16 protein-coding genes are annotated in these 15,529 nt (G+C 61.4%); 10 read left to right on the top strand and 6 right to left on the bottom strand.

Annotation, left to right across the window (positions count from 1 at the left end; translation table 11 throughout):
• Positions 1-7: 7 nt before the first annotated feature.
• Positions 8-727, bottom strand: a complete 720-nt coding sequence (gene deoD / locus QP752_RS08500) for a purine-nucleoside phosphorylase (protein ID WP_070478436.1) — start codon at positions 725-727, stop codon at positions 8-10.
• 138 nt (positions 728-865) lie between these two features.
• Positions 866-1,810: a sugar-binding transcriptional regulator gene (locus tag QP752_RS08495; RefSeq protein WP_256000891.1), complete on the bottom strand. Its 945-nt coding sequence runs from the start codon at positions 1,808-1,810 to the stop codon at positions 866-868.
• A gap of 79 nt (positions 1,811-1,889) precedes the next feature.
• Between QP752_RS08495 and QP752_RS08490 the strand changes: the two genes are divergently transcribed.
• The 7 genes from QP752_RS08490 (at position 1,890) to QP752_RS08460 (ending at position 8,620) form a co-directional block, all read left to right on the top strand.
• The gene (locus QP752_RS08490) at positions 1,890-2,066 is read left to right on the top strand and encodes a hypothetical protein (RefSeq protein ID WP_168156165.1); all 177 of its coding nucleotides are present in this window, start codon (positions 1,890-1,892) and stop codon (positions 2,064-2,066) included.
• 65 nt (positions 2,067-2,131) lie between these two features.
• The gene (locus tag QP752_RS08485) at positions 2,132-2,452 is read left to right on the top strand and encodes a helix-turn-helix domain-containing protein (RefSeq protein ID WP_070362011.1); all 321 of its coding nucleotides are present in this window, start codon (positions 2,132-2,134) and stop codon (positions 2,450-2,452) included.
• 501 nt (positions 2,453-2,953) lie between these two features.
• Positions 2,954-4,972 carry a bifunctional copper resistance protein CopD/cytochrome c oxidase assembly protein gene (locus QP752_RS08480; RefSeq protein ID WP_284805264.1) on the top strand — a complete coding sequence of 673 codons (2,019 nt, stop codon included), beginning with the start codon at positions 2,954-2,956 and terminating at the stop codon, positions 4,970-4,972.
• 134 nt (positions 4,973-5,106) lie between these two features.
• Complete coding sequence (locus QP752_RS08475; RefSeq protein ID WP_284805263.1) at positions 5,107-5,727, top strand: single-stranded DNA-binding protein; 621 nt, start codon at positions 5,107-5,109, stop codon at positions 5,725-5,727.
• A gap of 106 nt (positions 5,728-5,833) precedes the next feature.
• Positions 5,834-7,504 carry an energy-dependent translational throttle protein EttA gene (gene ettA / locus QP752_RS08470; RefSeq protein WP_071573571.1) on the top strand — a complete coding sequence of 557 codons (1,671 nt, stop codon included), beginning with the start codon at positions 5,834-5,836 and terminating at the stop codon, positions 7,502-7,504.
• A gap of 24 nt (positions 7,505-7,528) precedes the next feature.
• Positions 7,529-7,981, top strand: coding sequence for a thioesterase family protein (locus QP752_RS08465; protein WP_071573570.1), 453 nt, complete (start codon positions 7,529-7,531; stop codon positions 7,979-7,981).
• Positions 7,982-8,620 (top strand): hypothetical protein, encoded by a 639-nt coding sequence (locus tag QP752_RS08460; protein WP_284805262.1) that lies wholly within the window; start codon positions 7,982-7,984, stop codon positions 8,618-8,620.
• On the opposite strand, the gene QP752_RS08455 is transcribed toward QP752_RS08460, so the two are convergent.
• Both QP752_RS08455 and QP752_RS08450 read right to left on the bottom strand, forming a co-directional pair.
• Positions 8,609-9,031, bottom strand: coding sequence for a globin (locus QP752_RS08455; protein WP_070478425.1), 423 nt, complete (start codon positions 9,029-9,031; stop codon positions 8,609-8,611). The genes QP752_RS08460 and QP752_RS08455 overlap by 12 nt on opposite strands.
• Complete coding sequence (locus QP752_RS08450) at positions 9,015-10,043, bottom strand: mechanosensitive ion channel family protein (RefSeq protein ID WP_070478424.1); 1,029 nt, start codon at positions 10,041-10,043, stop codon at positions 9,015-9,017. The genes QP752_RS08455 and QP752_RS08450 overlap by 17 nt, the downstream gene beginning before the upstream one ends.
• A 336-nt stretch (positions 10,044-10,379) precedes the next feature.
• On the opposite strand from QP752_RS08450, the gene QP752_RS08445 reads away from it, so the two are divergent.
• Positions 10,380-11,093: a GntR family transcriptional regulator gene (locus QP752_RS08445; RefSeq protein WP_070478422.1), complete on the top strand. Its 714-nt coding sequence runs from the start codon at positions 10,380-10,382 to the stop codon at positions 11,091-11,093.
• Between the two features lie 3 nt (positions 11,094-11,096).
• Here QP752_RS08445 and pepN read toward each other — a convergent pair whose 3' ends face one another.
• Entirely contained in the window at positions 11,097-13,505 is a 2,409-nt protein-coding gene (gene pepN, locus QP752_RS08440) for an aminopeptidase N (protein WP_256042402.1), read from the bottom strand.
• An 82-nt stretch (positions 13,506-13,587) separates the two neighbouring features.
• On the opposite strand from pepN, the gene QP752_RS08435 reads away from it, so the two are divergent.
• On the top strand, positions 13,588-14,205 hold the full coding sequence (locus QP752_RS08435) for a DsbA family protein (RefSeq protein ID WP_284805261.1): 618 nt from the start codon (positions 13,588-13,590) through the stop codon (positions 14,203-14,205).
• Positions 14,206-14,226: 21 nt separating this feature from the next.
• Positions 14,227-14,691 carry a ribose-5-phosphate isomerase gene (locus QP752_RS08430; protein ID WP_070362021.1) on the top strand — a complete coding sequence of 155 codons (465 nt, stop codon included), beginning with the start codon at positions 14,227-14,229 and terminating at the stop codon, positions 14,689-14,691.
• On the opposite strand, the gene QP752_RS08425 is transcribed toward QP752_RS08430, so the two are convergent.
• On the bottom strand, positions 14,688-15,521 hold the full coding sequence (locus tag QP752_RS08425) for an aldo/keto reductase (RefSeq protein WP_070362022.1): 834 nt from the start codon (positions 15,519-15,521) through the stop codon (positions 14,688-14,690). The two genes, QP752_RS08430 and QP752_RS08425, sit on opposite strands and share 4 nt — an antisense overlap.
• Positions 15,522-15,529 lie beyond the last annotated feature (8 nt).

Raw genomic sequence — 15,529 nt, 5'->3', positions numbered from 1 at the left:
TTGCGGGTTAGACGGCGGCCAGCGGAAGCGCCAGCTCCATCATCTGGGTAAACGCGCTCTGACGCTCCTCAGCGGAAGCCTTCTCGCCGGAGCCGATGACGTCGGACACGGTGAAGATGCCCATCGCGTCAACGCCTGCCTCGGCGGCGACGGCGTAGAGGCCGGCGGATTCCATCTCGACGCCGAGTACGCCCATCTTCGCCCAGCGGTCGTTGACGTCGTCCTTGAAGTTGTAGAAGACGTCGGAGGACAAGATGTTGCCCACATGGATGTCGACGCCCTGCTTCTGCGACTCCTTGTAGGTCGCCTCAAGTAGCTTCCAGGACGCGGTCGGGGCGTAGGTGCCCGGCAGGTCGTACTGCTCGATGAAGTGCGAGTCCGTGGATGCGGAGGAGGCGACGATGATGTCGAAGAGCTTCATGTCAGGCTGGAAGCATGCACAGGAGCCGACGCGGATGAGCTTCTTTACGCCGAAGAAGTGAATGAGCTCGTAGGCGTAGAGGCTGATGGACGGAATGCCCATGCCGGAGCCCATCACGGAAACTTCGTGGCCTTGGTAGGTGCCGGTGTAGCCGAGCATGTTGCGCACGGCGTTGAACTGGACTGGGTTTTCCAGGTAGGTCTCTGCGATGAACTTCGCGCGCAGTGGATCGCCCGGCATGAGGACGGTTTCAGCGATTGGTCCGGTTGGGACGATGTGCGGTGTGGAGACGGTCGGGGTGGACATGTGCAACTCCTTTTGCAGTATCTGGTTGACCTTTCGGTGTCCACTCTAAGACCGCTAGGAACATATGGCAATATTAAAGTTTGCAAATGTTCTGATTGGGGGTGCGATACACCCCACATGGGGGAGAAAAGGCGTCAATTAGCGAGTCTTCGCAATCTCCAGCACCCGAACCGCCGTCGGCTGATCAATCACCAAATCACTGGCCAGCCCCATCCACAGCGCCGTCTCAATCGCCTCAGCTTTATACAAACCCCCAGCTACCAGCACTCGACGCGGCCTCGCCCGCAGCTCGTCAAGCTCAATGCCCACCGTCAGATCATCAATTCTTTTCGACGCCACATCCCCCTCCCGCGTGTAGAACCGCGAACAAGCATCCCCCACCGCAACCCCGAGCAGCTCCCGCGACATCTCCTCAGACAGGTACCCCAGGTTCATCAGCAAGCTCTGCTTTCGCACAGAACCCACCGTGAACACCGCCACGTCGGTCTCCCGCCCCTGCTGCAGTACGTCGGCGATGTGGGAATCCTGCTCCACGATCTCCTTAGTTTCCACTCGCTCAAAAATGACAGGCAATGGGAGCGTTAACGCGGGCGCGTTGAACGCGGTGCAGAAACCGGTGATCGTCTCAAAGTCATTCGTTGCCAGGTTGGAACGCGACGACCCACCTTTCAACTGCACAATCTGGCGCGCCCGCATGTTCGTCGATCGTAGATTCCGCGCAATGTTGAGGAGCGTCTTTCCCCAGGACACACCCACCGAAAGGCCATCCAACGGCATCGACTCCAGGTAGCGTGCGCCAGCCACCCCAAGATCCTCCATGATCGCTGCAGATGGGTTCGCCGGGTGAACAATCCGCACACCCTCCAGCGTGTACCGGGAGGTGAGATCCTCGATCAGGATCTCGTCCGCCTCCTGCGGGTCGTGTACCTCAATAGTGACGTAGCCACGGTCCTTCGCGTGCTGCAGAAGCTTCGCCACCGTAGGACGGGAGCAGCCCATCTCCGCAGCAACCTCCGCCTGACTCAGCTCCGAGCGGTAATACAACTTGGCAGCCGTCAGCGCATCCCGATCACGTGTGTCCATGCACTACAGCGTAGCGCCTGGGGGTTTGCCCTTAACTGTGTGGCAGTATCTTGGCTAGACCCCAAGCGAAAGGAAAACCATGAGCAACGACGAAGTAACGATGCCACGCAAAGAATACGAGGCGCTGAAACGAGAAAATGCTCGACTGCGCAAAGAAGTCAAGCTGTGGAAGGACACCAGTGATGTCCTGGGAAAAGCTATGGGGTCTCTGCCAAAGCAACATGGCGGGACCTCCGACGCGGCGGAAAAATCCTAAGCCCCGAGGAAACGAAGCGGTACGAGGAAGGAGTACGTCAAGAAAACGAGTTCCTGGATCTGCTCATGGGCGTCGGCCATTCTATGAGTCGCGCCTGCAAAATTTTGAGGATCTCACGCTCGAGGCGCTATTACCAGACCAACCCGAGGCCCAAAAAGGAAAACCCGATCCCGCACCGCGAGCGAAATATCAAACGTATTCCAGACTCAGACGTACAACAGATTCTCGATCTTTTCGACGCCCACCCCGACCTGAGCGCGGACGCCATTTATCAGAAGGCGCAAGACAGCGGGTTGCAGCTCGCGAGCTTGCGGACTTTCTACCGCATCGCCCGTGCACACGGGAAGCTACAGCGTCAGCGCCGCGCTGCTGAATCGGACTCGTAAATCCGCAGTGGCGTTTTTCGTGACGGAACCTCTGTGTTGGGTGTCCGCGCGGCGGACAGTTTTCAGGGTTGGGGCATCATCGGGTGAATGTCCGCGGGGCGGACAGCAGAACGCAGCCCGAGTGTCCGCGCGGCGGACACTTTTTGGTGGTGGGTTTTCTGGAGCTGCTGGTGAGAGGGCTGCCGCGGACAGAGTGCGGTCAGGGTGTCCGCGGGGCGGACAGTTCTTTGGCGATCCGATCTCACCGGTTGAGTGTCCGCGCGGCGGACAGTTTTCAGGGTTGGGACATCATCGGGTGAGTGTCCGCGAGGCGGACAGCAGAACGCAGCCCGAGTGTCCGCGCGGGGGAAAGCAGCGTTCTTTTAAGTGAACTGTCCTCGACAGGTCCGAGTCCTGGTGGGGCAGAGCAAGAAGCTATTGCTCACACTTGTGACGTGGAGGCGGAGAAGTGGGCGTCGAAAAACTTGGGAACAGGCAGATTTCGAACGTAGGGTAGTGAGCATGTCAAATGCGCAGGTTGCCTCAAAGTCGGCGGTGAAAGCGGCGTTTCCGTTGTATCTTGCGGCGGGGCTCGTCGCGGCGCTCATCGCCGGGGTGATTTCGGAGATGCTCGCGGGCGCCTCGCTCGCGGCGTTGGGCATCCCGGATCCGGGGGCGTTGACGACGTTCGGACTGCCGGCGCTGCGGGGCGCAGCGTGGGTACTGGCCGCGCTGGCAGCTGGGTCCTTTCTCTTCTCGGCGTGGTTGTTGCCGCCGAAGCAGACGGGCGCTGACCTCAACGGCGCGCACTTGACCGTCGACGGGGTGATTGCTTCCCGGACGGGGGCGGCATCATCCGCGGGGTTGGCGCTGATCGGAGTGGTGATGGTGCCGCTGGTGCTTTCCGACGTCTCAGGCCAGCCGCTGAGCACCGTGATGTTTGAGGTCGACGCCTGGACCTTGGCGCTGGACAAGGTTGCTGACGCCCGCGTCTGGCTGATTGTCGCGGCAATCGCGGCGTGTGTGGCCGTGGCGGGGTACCGGGTGTCGTGCTGGTGGTCGCAAGTGGCTTTGTTCATCGGCTCGTTGTTGGCGATTATGCCGCTGGCGCTGACTGGTCACTCCGCGACCGGTGGCGATCACGACTTCGGCACGAACTCCTTCATCTGGCACCTGGTGTTCCTGCTGGTGTGGGTTGGTGCCCTGATGGCGCTGGTGGCGCACGGTTTCAGGTTGGGGCCGGACTTGGCACCGGCGGTGCGCAGATATTCGCGCATCGCGCTGTTCGCGTTCGTAGCGATGGCGGTGTCGGGCGTGATTAACGGCGCGATCCGCGTGCACCTGGACGACATCACCCGCTACGCCTACGGCTGGGTGCTGGTGGGCAAGCTGGTTGGCATACTGCTGCTTGGTTTGATGGGGTATGCGCACCGCGAGCGCACGATTCCGGCGCTTGAGGCGGAGGGGCCGTCGCAACGCAGAGCGTTCGTACGGCTCGGCGCGGTGGAAGTGCTGGTGATGGCCGCCGTGACTGGCCTCGCTGTCACGCTCGGACGCACTCCGCCGCCACCGCCACGAGACCCGAACCTCACCCCGATGCAGATCCAGATGGGCTACAACCTCGAGGACCCACTGACCTGGGCGAACTGGGTCGGGCTGTGGCGATTCGAGCTGCTCTACAGCGTGATCGCGATCCTGCTGGCCGTCTACTACCTGCACCTGACGCGCCGGGTGAGCGGGTGGTCGAAGGGGCGCACGGCGTGGTGGCTGCTGGGCTGCGCGACCGTCGTAGTCACGATGTGCTCCGGCATCGGGCTGCACATGCCGGCCTCTTACTCGGCGCACATGACCGTCCACATGATCCTGTCGATGGGGGTGCCGGTGTTCCTCGTGCTGGGCGCGCCGCTGACGCTCATTATCGACGCCTACCCGTCCGGGGAGTTCAACCCCCGGCTGTGGGCGCAGTCCTTCCAGCGCAGTAAGTTCCTGCGCATCGTGACGTACCCGCCGGTGTCCGCGGTGCAGTTCCTGGTGTTCTTCTACGTCATGTACGTGTTCACTGACCTGTACGAACTGATGATTTCGGAGCACGCCGGCCACGTCATCATGAATGCGGTGTTCCTGGTGTCGGGCTACTTTTACTTCTGGGAGCTCATCGGCCCGGATTACATCGAGGGGCGCGTGACGGCGAAGACGCGTCTACTGTGGCTGTGGATCTCCATGCCGGTGCACCTCTTTATGGGCGTGTACCTCATGCAGCTCAACACCGTGATGGGCGAGGAGTTCTACCGCTCGCTGCTGCTGCCGTGGGACCCGGATTTGCTGGCGGACCAGAAGGTGGGCGGCGGTATCGCCTGGGCGTCGGGCTCGTTCCCGCTTGTTATCGTGTTCGGTGTGCTGTTCATCCTGTGGTGGCGTGAGGACCGCGCAGAAACCGCAGAGGTCGACCGCATCGCGGACGAGACTGACGACGCCGAGTGGCGCGCCTACAACGAAATGCTCGCACAGTACACGTCGGATACCCCGCAGCACAAGGGCTAATCGACGATTCCCTGGGATCTGTGGAATTCCAAAAATCAATCCACAGGCTGCAAGGCCGCATCCTTTCTTTTCTGTTTCTGCACTGGAAAGCTCCGAGTTGTACCAGTTCAGCAAACAATTGAAAGGACACAACAATGAGCCAGATGAACGTCACCGTATGCGGAAACTTGACGGCAGCACCGTACTTTAAGTGGTTCCCGGCGTCGGGAAACTCGGTGTGCAAGATGCGCATCGCGTCCTCCCGCAGGCGACGCACGGGCGAGCAGGACAACCAGGGCCGCGACATTTGGGAGGACACGGACCAGCTCTACATCGACGTCGAGTGTTGGAACCAGCTCGCCATCAACGCGCGCACCTCACTGTTTCGCGGTGCGCCGGTGATGGTCTCCGGCCGGTTGGTTACGGAGACCTGGGTGGAAACTAACGACGCGGGCGAGAAGCTCAACCGTTATCGCACCGTGCTGAAAGCCGACAAGGTCGCGTTCGAGCTCGGCATGCACCAGATCTCCTCCTGGAAGATCACCGAGAACGGCCACACACTCGAGGGCCAGCCTGCGGTGAAGATCAAGACGGCGGTCGACTTCATGACGGAGGAGGAGCGCGAGTTCTACTTCGAGCAACAGAAGATGCAGGCGTCGGCATCGTCGGTGGACTCGGCGTCTGGTACCGAACCGCAATCGCAGTCGCCTGAACTCGAGCCGGTAGCTGTGGGTGCTGGCAGCGGCGAAAGTGACGACGGCCCCGCGCCGTTCTGACGCCCGCGGTTGCGCTCTCGCTCGGCGCTGGGGAAGCGCACGTTCACCTTTCGCTGATGTACCCTGTGAAACGATGTATGTCCGCTTCAGTTAAAGGGGTTTTTACGTGGCTGAGTTCATCTACACGATGAAAAACGTTCGCAGGGCCATCGGTGACAAGGTCATTTTGGACAATGTCACCATGGCCTTTTATCCCGGCGCCAAGATTGGTGTCGTTGGGCCAAACGGCGCAGGTAAGTCCTCGCTGCTCAAGATCATGGCGGGGATTGACCAGCCAAACAACGGCGAAGCATTCCTGGATCCCGGCGCAACGGTCGGCATCCTCCTGCAGGAGCCACCGCTGAACGAGGAAAAGACCGTTCGCGAGAACGTCGAAGAGGGCCTCGGCGACATCTTCGAGAAGAAGCAGCGCTTCGAAGAAATCGCTGAAGAGATGGCGACGAACTACACCGACGAGCTCATGGAAGAAATGGGCAAGCTCCAGGAGGAGCTCGACGCCGCTGACGCCTGGGAGGTCGATTCCAAGATTGAGCAGGCGATGGAGGCGCTGCGCTGCCCGCCATCCGATAGCCCGGTGACCAAGCTTTCCGGTGGTGAGCGCCGCCGCGTCGCGCTGGCGAAGCTGCTACTGTCCGAACCGGACCTGCTACTGCTCGACGAGCCAACGAACCACCTGGACGCCGAGTCCGTCCTGTGGCTGGAGAAGCACCTGCAGTCCTACCCGGGTGCCGTCCTGGCAATTACCCACGACCGCTACTTCCTGGACAACGTTGCCGAGTGGATCTGTGAGGTCGACCGCGGCAAGCTCTACCCATACGAGGGCAACTACTCCACCTACCTGGAGAAGAAGGCCGAGCGCCTCGAGGTTGCTGGCAAGAAGGATCAGAAGCTGCAGAAGCGCCTGAAGAACGAGCTCGAGTGGGTACGATCCTCGCCGAAGGCGCGCCAGGCGAAGAACAAAGCGCGTCTGGAACGCTACGAGGAAATGGCTGCCGAGGCAGAGCAGTACAAGAAGCTGGACTTCGAAGAAATCCAGATCCCGACGCCTCCACGCCTGGGCAACAAGGTCGTCGAGGTCGAGCACTTGGACAAGGGCTTCGACGGCCGCGTCCTGATCAAGGACCTGTCCTTCACGCTGCCGCGCAACGGCATCGTGGGCGTGATCGGCCCGAACGGTGTGGGTAAGTCCACCCTGTTCAAGACCATCGTTGGGCTGGAAGAGCCAGACGCAGGCACCGTCGTGGTCGGTGAGACCGTGAAGCTGTCCTACGTTGACCAGAACCGCGAAAACATTGACCCGGAAAAGACGGTGTGGGAAGTAGTCTCGGACGGCCTCGACTACATCGTGGTCGGCCAGAACGAAATGCCGTCGCGCGCCTACCTCTCGGCGTTCGGTTTCAAGGGCGCGGACCAGCAGAAGCCATCCAAGGTGCTCTCCGGTGGTGAGCGCAACCGCCTGAACCTGGCGCTGACGCTGAAGCAGGGCGGCAACCTGATTCTGCTCGACGAGCCGACCAACGACTTGGACGTCGAAACCCTCGGATCGCTTGAGAATGCGCTGCAGAAGTTCCCAGGTTGCGCTGTCGTGATTTCGCACGACCGCTGGTTCCTGGACCGCACCTGTACCCACATCCTCGCCTGGGAAGGCAACGTTGAGGAAGGCAAGTGGTACTGGTTCGAGGGCAACTTCGGCGACTACGAGAAGAACAAGGTTGAGCGCCTCGGTGAGGAAGCGGCGAAGCCGTCGCGCGTCACCCACCGCAAGCTCAGCCGCTAACAGCGGAAAAGGTAGGAATTGGCTATGTCGGAACAGAATATGCGCGGCAGGATTCACACGCACTCCATCTCGCTGAGGTGGAACGATTTTGACCGGTACGGCCATGTGACAAACTCGGCTTACATCGAGATCGCGCAGCAGGCGCGACTCGCGTTTGCCCAGGAGTTCTTCGAGTCTCAGGGGTACGAGTTTGTGGTGTTCGTTCGGCGCATCGAAGCGGACTACGTTCGCCCAGTGCTGCCGAACACGCAGGCAGTGACCGTTGATACGCAGGTGATCCACCTCGGCAACACGTCGTTTACGACGCGTCAGGAGATCAAGGACGCACAAGGCAGCGTCTGTTGCGTGATTGATTGCGTACAGGTCACCGTGGATAAACGGACGGCGAGCCCGCGAGCAATCACCTCGCAGGAGCTCGGCATCCTTGCCCGCGCCTACACAACGCTCGACGGAGACGACGAACTGGGGCAGGCATAGGTGGCTACCACCGAAACGCTGACTGTTGAGCAGGGGGAGCGCGGACTGCGCGCCCTGCTGCAGCGCGCCCTCGCACTCCAGGATGACGCCTACGCGCGGTTCCAACGAGTCGGGGAACACGACGTCGACGTCTTCGTCACCACCCCGTTCGACTGCGTCGCCTCGCGCCGGGTCCGGGGTACCGTCTCCCGCGACGGCGCGGTGGTGCCTGCGCGCCGGGTCCTCGAGGCACTCGAAACTTCGACGGGAGCGCTTGGCGCGGCGCAGGACCAGAACTGGCCCGGGGCACTGCCACCGGCGCAAGGGTTCGTGCTGCGCGAAGAGGTGCCGATTTCTACAGCGCGCCAGCTTGCCGACGAAGGCCGCAACCTCACGCGTCAGTTCGCGGGCCCGCTCGGCCCGCCGGTTTCACTTCTCGACGCCGTGGTCATCACCGTCGACGCGGACGACCGCGGCCCGAAACTTGAAATACCCATGCGCGCGGTGTTTACCTGCACCTCGCTTGGGCTCATTCCGGGGTTCGAAGCCCCGGTCGAAGTGCCTCGCTACCTGCGGGTTTCGAGCGCAGGCAGGTGGGTGCGTATCGACGCCCCCTTCGGCACCGTTTACCACAGCAAGTCGCTGAGCCTATTCGTATGACCGTGGGCCCTGGTTGATCATCATGTACGCGACTCGCTGCATGTGATTCCACATGGCGGCGCGGTAGGGCTGGGGCAGGGTGGCGTCGTCAAACTCGGCCATTGCCTTGCCCATCAGCTCGAGCCAGCGGTCCGCCTCAGCCTCCCCGATTGCAAACGGGAAGTGGCGGCGGCGCAGCATCGGGTTGCCGCGGCGCTCCTGGTAGGTGCGTGGCCCGCCCCAGTATTGGGTGAGGAACCAACGCAAGCGGGATTCGGCGCCTTCCCAGTCCTCGTCGGGGTACATGGGGCCGATGAGGTCGTCTTCCTTGACCTGGGCGTAGAAGCGGTGCACGAGCGTGTGGAAGAACTCCTCGCCGCCGACGGCTTCGTAGAGCGTTTGCTGTGCCTCGTTGCTATTGCTGATCTGCATCGTTGTTCTCGCCTCCAGGGGTGCGGTCCAGGTGTCGGATGTAGGTCGGCTCCGTGCCAGGCAGCGGCACGCCGTGCGTGTGAAGCGCCTCGAGGATGACCGCGGTCATGAAACGGGAGACGCCCCACTGCTCGCCAGGCAGCGTATTGACCATCACGCGCAGGGTTGCGCACTCCGGGTCGAACTTGGAAATGCCCAGCATGGTGGCCTCACCGACGAGTTTGTCCTTGATCTCGGGGCGCGTCACTGCGTCCTGCATTGCGGCCTCGACGACGCTGGCTGCCTGCTCCGGATCAGCCTGGATGGAAACAGGGATCTCGAGGCGGGCAACGGAGAAGACGTCGCTCTGGTTGCCAAGCAGATCGATGTTACCGTTTCGGACGTACCAGAGGGTGCCGTCAATATCGCGGACGGTGGTGATGCGCATCGTGACGTGCTCTACAGTGCCCTCAATGTCGTTGACCGCGATGACGTCACCGACACCGTACTGGTTTTCCAGCAACATGAAGATGCCGCTGAGGAAGTCTTTCACAAGGGACTGCGCGCCGAAGCCGAGGGCGACGCCGACGACGCCCGCAGAGGCCACGAGCGGGGCGACGTTGACCCCGAGTTGGTCGAGCACCGCGAGGACCGCCCACACCCAAATCACAATTGCTGCCGCGGAGCGTCCTACGTTCGCCAGCGTGAGGATGCGCTGCTGGCGGCGCTGCTCCCGCGAGCGCGAATGCGCAGTGTCGGGTTTCACGGCGCCAGCGCGGCGGCGGAAGGGGAGAGCCGCGCTGGAGGAGTTGATGGCGTTGTTCGCGGCCTTCGTAATGATTCTGCGCACCACGATGTGCAACACAAGGGCAATGGCCAGGATGACCAGGATCCACAGGGGGCGGGTCACAAAGATGTCTCGCGTGGCGGGGTCATTCCACCACGAGGTGACGGAGTCGACGGCTTCGTCGACATCTGGAACGCTCACGGATTTGGCTAAGACTGATGGAGAAAACTGCGTAAGAGAAAACATTGTGCTCTAGTTTACGCGCTACGTCTCGAGCAGCCGTCGAGCACCCGGGTTACCGCAAATGGGGGTATTGGCCGTGGCTTGGGCGATGTTGTAATTGGCGTTGGAGATTCCTGAATTTGGCACGTCGATAGGGTTCAACTGAAAGTATGACTTTGCAATTTATGGACGTGTCAAGTGTCGCGCACTTTGTTCAAATTTATTGTTAGGTACTTTTATGGTCCAATGAACTATATTAGAAACAACTGAGATTTTGGTGTTGTACCTTTTGGCGTCACACCTGGAGTTATGGGCGGGCGGCAGTGAACCTAAACGCAGCCGCAAAAATAGGAGGAATTTATGGCGAAAAAGCCAGCGTATGTAGCGATTGCTGATGCTCTGCGGAGCCAGATCGAATCGCGCGAGCTCGAACCCGGCGACAAGCTACCGCCAGAACGCGAACTTGTAGACATGTACGGGGTGGCACGCATGACCGTGCGCCATGCACTGGACCTATTGCAGCTCGAAGGAATTATTGAGCGTAAGCGTGGCCGCACCGGTGGCACATTCGTTCGCGCGCTGCCTCCGATCATCGACTTGACGGGCAAGGTATCGCTGACGGAGCAGCTTATCGCGCATGGTCTGGACGTCTCTTCCGAACTGATTTCGGAGACCGCTGCGCCCGCACCGCAGATCGTCGTCTCTGCATTCGGCGTAGACTCCCGCGATAAGTTGCTCACCAGCGAGCTCGTTCACTTTGCCAACGGTAACCCGGTGTTCGCTGAAACCACGTACGTTCGCCCCGGTTATGAGTCCAAGTACAGCCGTAGCTCCGACGACTACGCATGTGGCCAGCGTACCGACCTGGGTGGCGTGACTCCTCACCTGCGCCGCGAGGACATCCTGTTCCCGGCCAACCCGACCGATAAGGAGCGCGAGAGCCTCTCCTTGGCGGCGAACACCCCGGTGCACCGCATCACGCGCAAGCTCTTTGAGGGTGACACGCTGGTCATGTTCGCCTCTATCGTGGCTCGCACGGATGCGGCGCAGATCCGCATCGTCGAGGAGCTCTAGCCTCTAGCGCAGCGTTTTCGCTGCGCCTTCCGCGCCTGCGTCACCAACACGGTTGCGCAGCGCGCGCTCCACGCGGGCCTTACCCTCCGAAACGATGCGGCGCAGGCCCGCCGGAATGTCCTCCCGCGCAAGGAGCGCCTCGGCGCGCTCGACTGTAGCAATCGAAATATCCCACAGCGGGAACAGGCCCTCGAGCGTGTTCTGAGCCATCTCGTTGGTCAGTTTGTCCCACAGCTCTGGCGCGATCTCGAAGTAGCGCTCGGCCAAGCCGTCCATGCCTTCGGAGGTGAAGGTGAGGCCGTCGATAAGGAAGCGCACCTCGAGGTTTGTGCGTGTGCCGCTGACGATCTCATCCCACGCCCACTGCTTGTTCGTGACGGCGTCGATACGCAGGCGCGACAGCGCACCCTCGGAGGACGGATCCTCCTCGTTCTTGGCGGTCTTGGCCAGCATGGCGCCGCCTGCGACAAGGTTCGTGAGCACGAGCCAGCGAATCTCCTGGTTATCCAGCGACTGTAGGAGTTCGTGGAAGTACGTCGTGTTCTGCTTCGAAGGCTGCAGGCGGGCGAGCGCGCGCTGGTAGATACCTGCAGGCTCCTGGCCGCGGAATGCCTCGCTGAGCATGTAGAAGCCGGTGCGCTGCCAGGACCACGCCACGTACTGCTTGACCGCCAGCGTAGCCTGTGCGAGGAGACGCTCCTGCACACTCGGTTGGTCTTCGAGGCGGCTGAAGTTTGCCACGGCCATCACGAACTTGCGCGCCGGAAGCAGCGTGTCGCGGACGGCCTCCCACAGGGATGACCAGCACAGGGTGCGTGCAAGCGGGTCCTCGATCTGCCCGATGTGCTCCAGAACGAACCCAGTGTGTTCCGGCGTGAGGCGCATCTTGCAGTAGGTGAGGTCCTCGTCGTTGACCAACGCGAGGTCGTGGTCGATGCCGGCGAGTTCGGGTACCTCGGTGCGCGCCCCCTCGATATCGACGTTCACGTGGTGGGTGCGCACGACCTTGTCGCCGTCAAGCTTGTACAGCCCGATGCCGACCCGGTGGGTGCGCAGTACGTCGGACTCTTGCACGACTGCGAAGGAATCCTCGGTGATTTCAGGGCGAAGGGTGGACACACCGGTGGTGCGCAGCCACTGCTGGGACCACTCGCTCAAATCGCGGCCCGACGACTTCTCCAACGCGCCCAGAAGATCGTCGAAGGTAGCGTTGCTGAACTTGTGGTTGTTGAAGTGATCGCGCACGCCCGCGAAGAACTCGTCGCGGCCAACGTATGCCTGCAGCTGCTTCAGCACGGATGCGCCCTTGGCGTAGGTGATCCCGTCGAAGTTCTGCTCAGCAGTCTCGATGTCCGGGGCGTCAGCGGCGATTGGGTGGGTCGTCGGCAGCTGATCTTGCTGGTAGGCCCATGCCTTCTCGACGGCCGCGAACGTCGTCCACGCATTCGGGTACTCGCCGATCTCGGTCTGGGCAATGGCTGCGGACCAGGTCGCGAAGGACTCGTTGAGCCACAAGTCGTCCCACCACTGCATCGTGACGAGGTCGCCGAACCACATGTGCGCCATCTCGTGCAGGATCGTGTCGTTGCGGCGCTCGAGGCGATACGGGGTTGGCTCGGAAGTAAAGACGTACTCATCGCGGAACGTCACCGCGCCGGCGTTCTCCATTGCGCCCATGTTGTACTCGGGGCAGAAAATCTGGTCGTACTTGCCGAACGGGTACGCAATCGCAAAATTCTTGTGGTAGTACGCGAAGCCGTCTTTCGTCTGGCGGAACAAGCGTTCCGCGTCGAGGTGCTCCATGAGTGAGGCGCGGGCAAAGATGCGAAGCGGGATACGCTTCAGATCGTCGACGTACTCGTCTTCGACGAACTCGTACTCGCCGGCGCAGATTGCCACCAGGTACGTCGACAGTGGGTAATCAATGGTGCAGGACCACACGTTGCCCTCATGGGTCGCCTCCTCGTTGAGTACGACCGTGTAGGCCTCTGGCGCGTCGACGGCAATCTTATACGTGGCCTTGATATCTGGCTGGTCGAAGCAGGCAAACGCCTTCATCGCCATCGCGGGTTCGAACTGGGTGTAGAGGTAATCCTTGTTGTCCACCGGGTCGACGAACTTGTGCAGGCCTTCTCCGGTGTGGTTGTAGGTAATGGTGGCGTCGACAACTAACGTGTGCTCGCCCTCGGTGAGAGTGAGGGTGCGGCCGTCGACGGGGCGGCCGTCAAGCGTTGCGGAGAACTCGTCGGCGACCAGGTCGAAGAAGGTCTCGCCTGCGCCCGAGCGGAACGTGACCGTGGTGGTCGACGTGAACTGCTCTGCTCCGTTGACATCGAGCGCAATATCGTAATGGACATCTGAGATAAGTTGTGCGCGAAGTTGTGCGTCGCTGCGCTTGAGGTTTGTCTTCATGTCCTCCAACATACTCGCCGTACCTGTGTGTTTTTCGCTATGGTGGCTGCATAATTTCCGGAACGAATGGAGGAATGATTCTGTGACTGCACCAGTTACCTTTTGGTTCGACGTAAGCTGCCCATTTTGCTGGCTCACTTCGCGCTGGATGAAGGAAGTAGAAAAGGTCCGCGACATCACGGTCGAGTGGGTGCCGATGTCACTGTCCATTCTTAACGACGGCCGCGACATCCCAGCCGACTACGCCAAGATGATGGAGGCCAACTGGGGTCCAGCGCGCGTGTTCGCAGCGGTGAAGCGCGACCACCCAGAGAAGATCGACGCGCTCTACACCGCGATGGGCACCGCCATTCACGCCGGGGAGCAGGGCGGCAAGAAGGGCTACGGCGCCTACGACGAGATCATCGCGGCAGCGCTCGAAGAGGTAGGTCTCGACGCCAGCTACACCGACCTTGCCAACACCAACGAGATGGACGAGCTGCTCGGCACCTACCACCAGGGTGCGATGGACGCCGTCGGTGACGAGGTGGGCACCCCGGTGGTCAAGCTCGGAGACACCGCATTCTTTGGGCCGGTCATCACCCGCGTCCCAACGGGTGAGGAGGCAGGCAAGCTTTTCGACGCCTCCCTGGCACTGAGCGAATACCCCTACTTCTTCGAACTGAAGCGTTCCCGCACGGAACCGCCGCAGGTGAGCTAGCAGGAAGGTAGGGTAGAGCGCATGCGAATTTACCTTGGGGCAGATCATGCCGGTTTCGAACGAAAGAATCAGATTAAGGCCCACCTGGAAAAGCAGGGCCACGAAGTCATCGACTGTGGTGCGCACGAGTATGACGCCCTCGACGACTACCCAGCGTTCTGCATCGCCGCAGCTGAGCGGACGGTAGCGGACGAAGGCTCCCTCGGCATCGTGCTGGGCGGCTCTGGCAATGGTGAGCAGATCGCCGCGAACAAGGTGAAGGGCGCTCGCTGCGCCTTGGCGTGGTCTGAGGAGACCGCGCGCCTGGCGCGCGAGCACAACAACGCGCAGCTCATCGGTATCGGTGGGCGCATGCACACCGAGGAAGAAGCACTGAAGATCGTCGACGCGTTCATCGGCCAGGAGTGGAGCAACGAGGAGCGCCACCAGCGCCGCATCGACATCCTGTCCAAGTACGAGGAGACGGGCGAAGCCCCGGCTATCTAGCCCAGTTCTTCGTAGTCCGCGGGGTGCGGGCCGTGGCGCCCAAACTCCTCCTCGTCGAGCGCGACGATGGCGGACATTTCTTCGGGGCTGAGCGTGAAGTCGAAAATGTCCATGTTTTCACGCATCCGCTCCGCGGACGTGGTCTTGGGGAACACGATCACGTCGTTTTGTAGATGCCAGCGCAGCACCACCTGCGCTGGCGTTTTGCCGTGTGCCTCGGCGGCGTCGGTAATTTCCGGGAAGTCCGTCAGGTCGTAGGCGCCGCCGCCGAGCGGAGCCCAGCCCTCGATGGCGATATTGTGCACACGCATCGCGTCGAGCTCTTTCCAGTTTTGGAACAGCGGGTGCAGCTCAACCTGGTTGACCACGGGGGTGACGTCGGTGTGCATCTCAATCTGCTCAATGTGCTCTGGCAGGAAGTTTGAGACGCCGATGGAGGTCGTGAGTTTAGCCTCGCGGAGTCCAATGAGGGATTTCCACGCATCCACGTATGCGCCCTGTCCGGGCAGAGGCCAGTGAATGAGGTAGAGGTCGACGTGGTCAAGACCGAGTTTCTCTAGCGACTCCTCGAGCGCAGCCGGGGCATCGTGGTGGCGGTTGTTCCACAGCTTCGTGGTGATGTACAGCTCCTCGCGCGGGATCCCCGACTTCGCGATTGCCTTGCCGACGCCCTCTTCGTTCCCATAAATGTGGGCGGTGTCGAAGTGCCTGTAACCTGCCTCCAGCGCTTCGCTGACCAACCGCTCGGCCTCCTGCGGGTCTACGCGGTGGAGGCCGTAGCCGAGCTGGGGGATTGATGTGCCGTCGTGAAGCGCAAACATGGGTACCATGCGCTTTA

This window comes from Corynebacterium sp. UMB10321 (assembly GCF_030228725.1).
GTDB classification, from domain to species: domain Bacteria; phylum Actinomycetota; class Actinomycetes; order Mycobacteriales; family Mycobacteriaceae; genus Corynebacterium; species Corynebacterium pseudogenitalium.
This window is presented reverse-complemented; position numbering and strand designations above follow the sequence as displayed.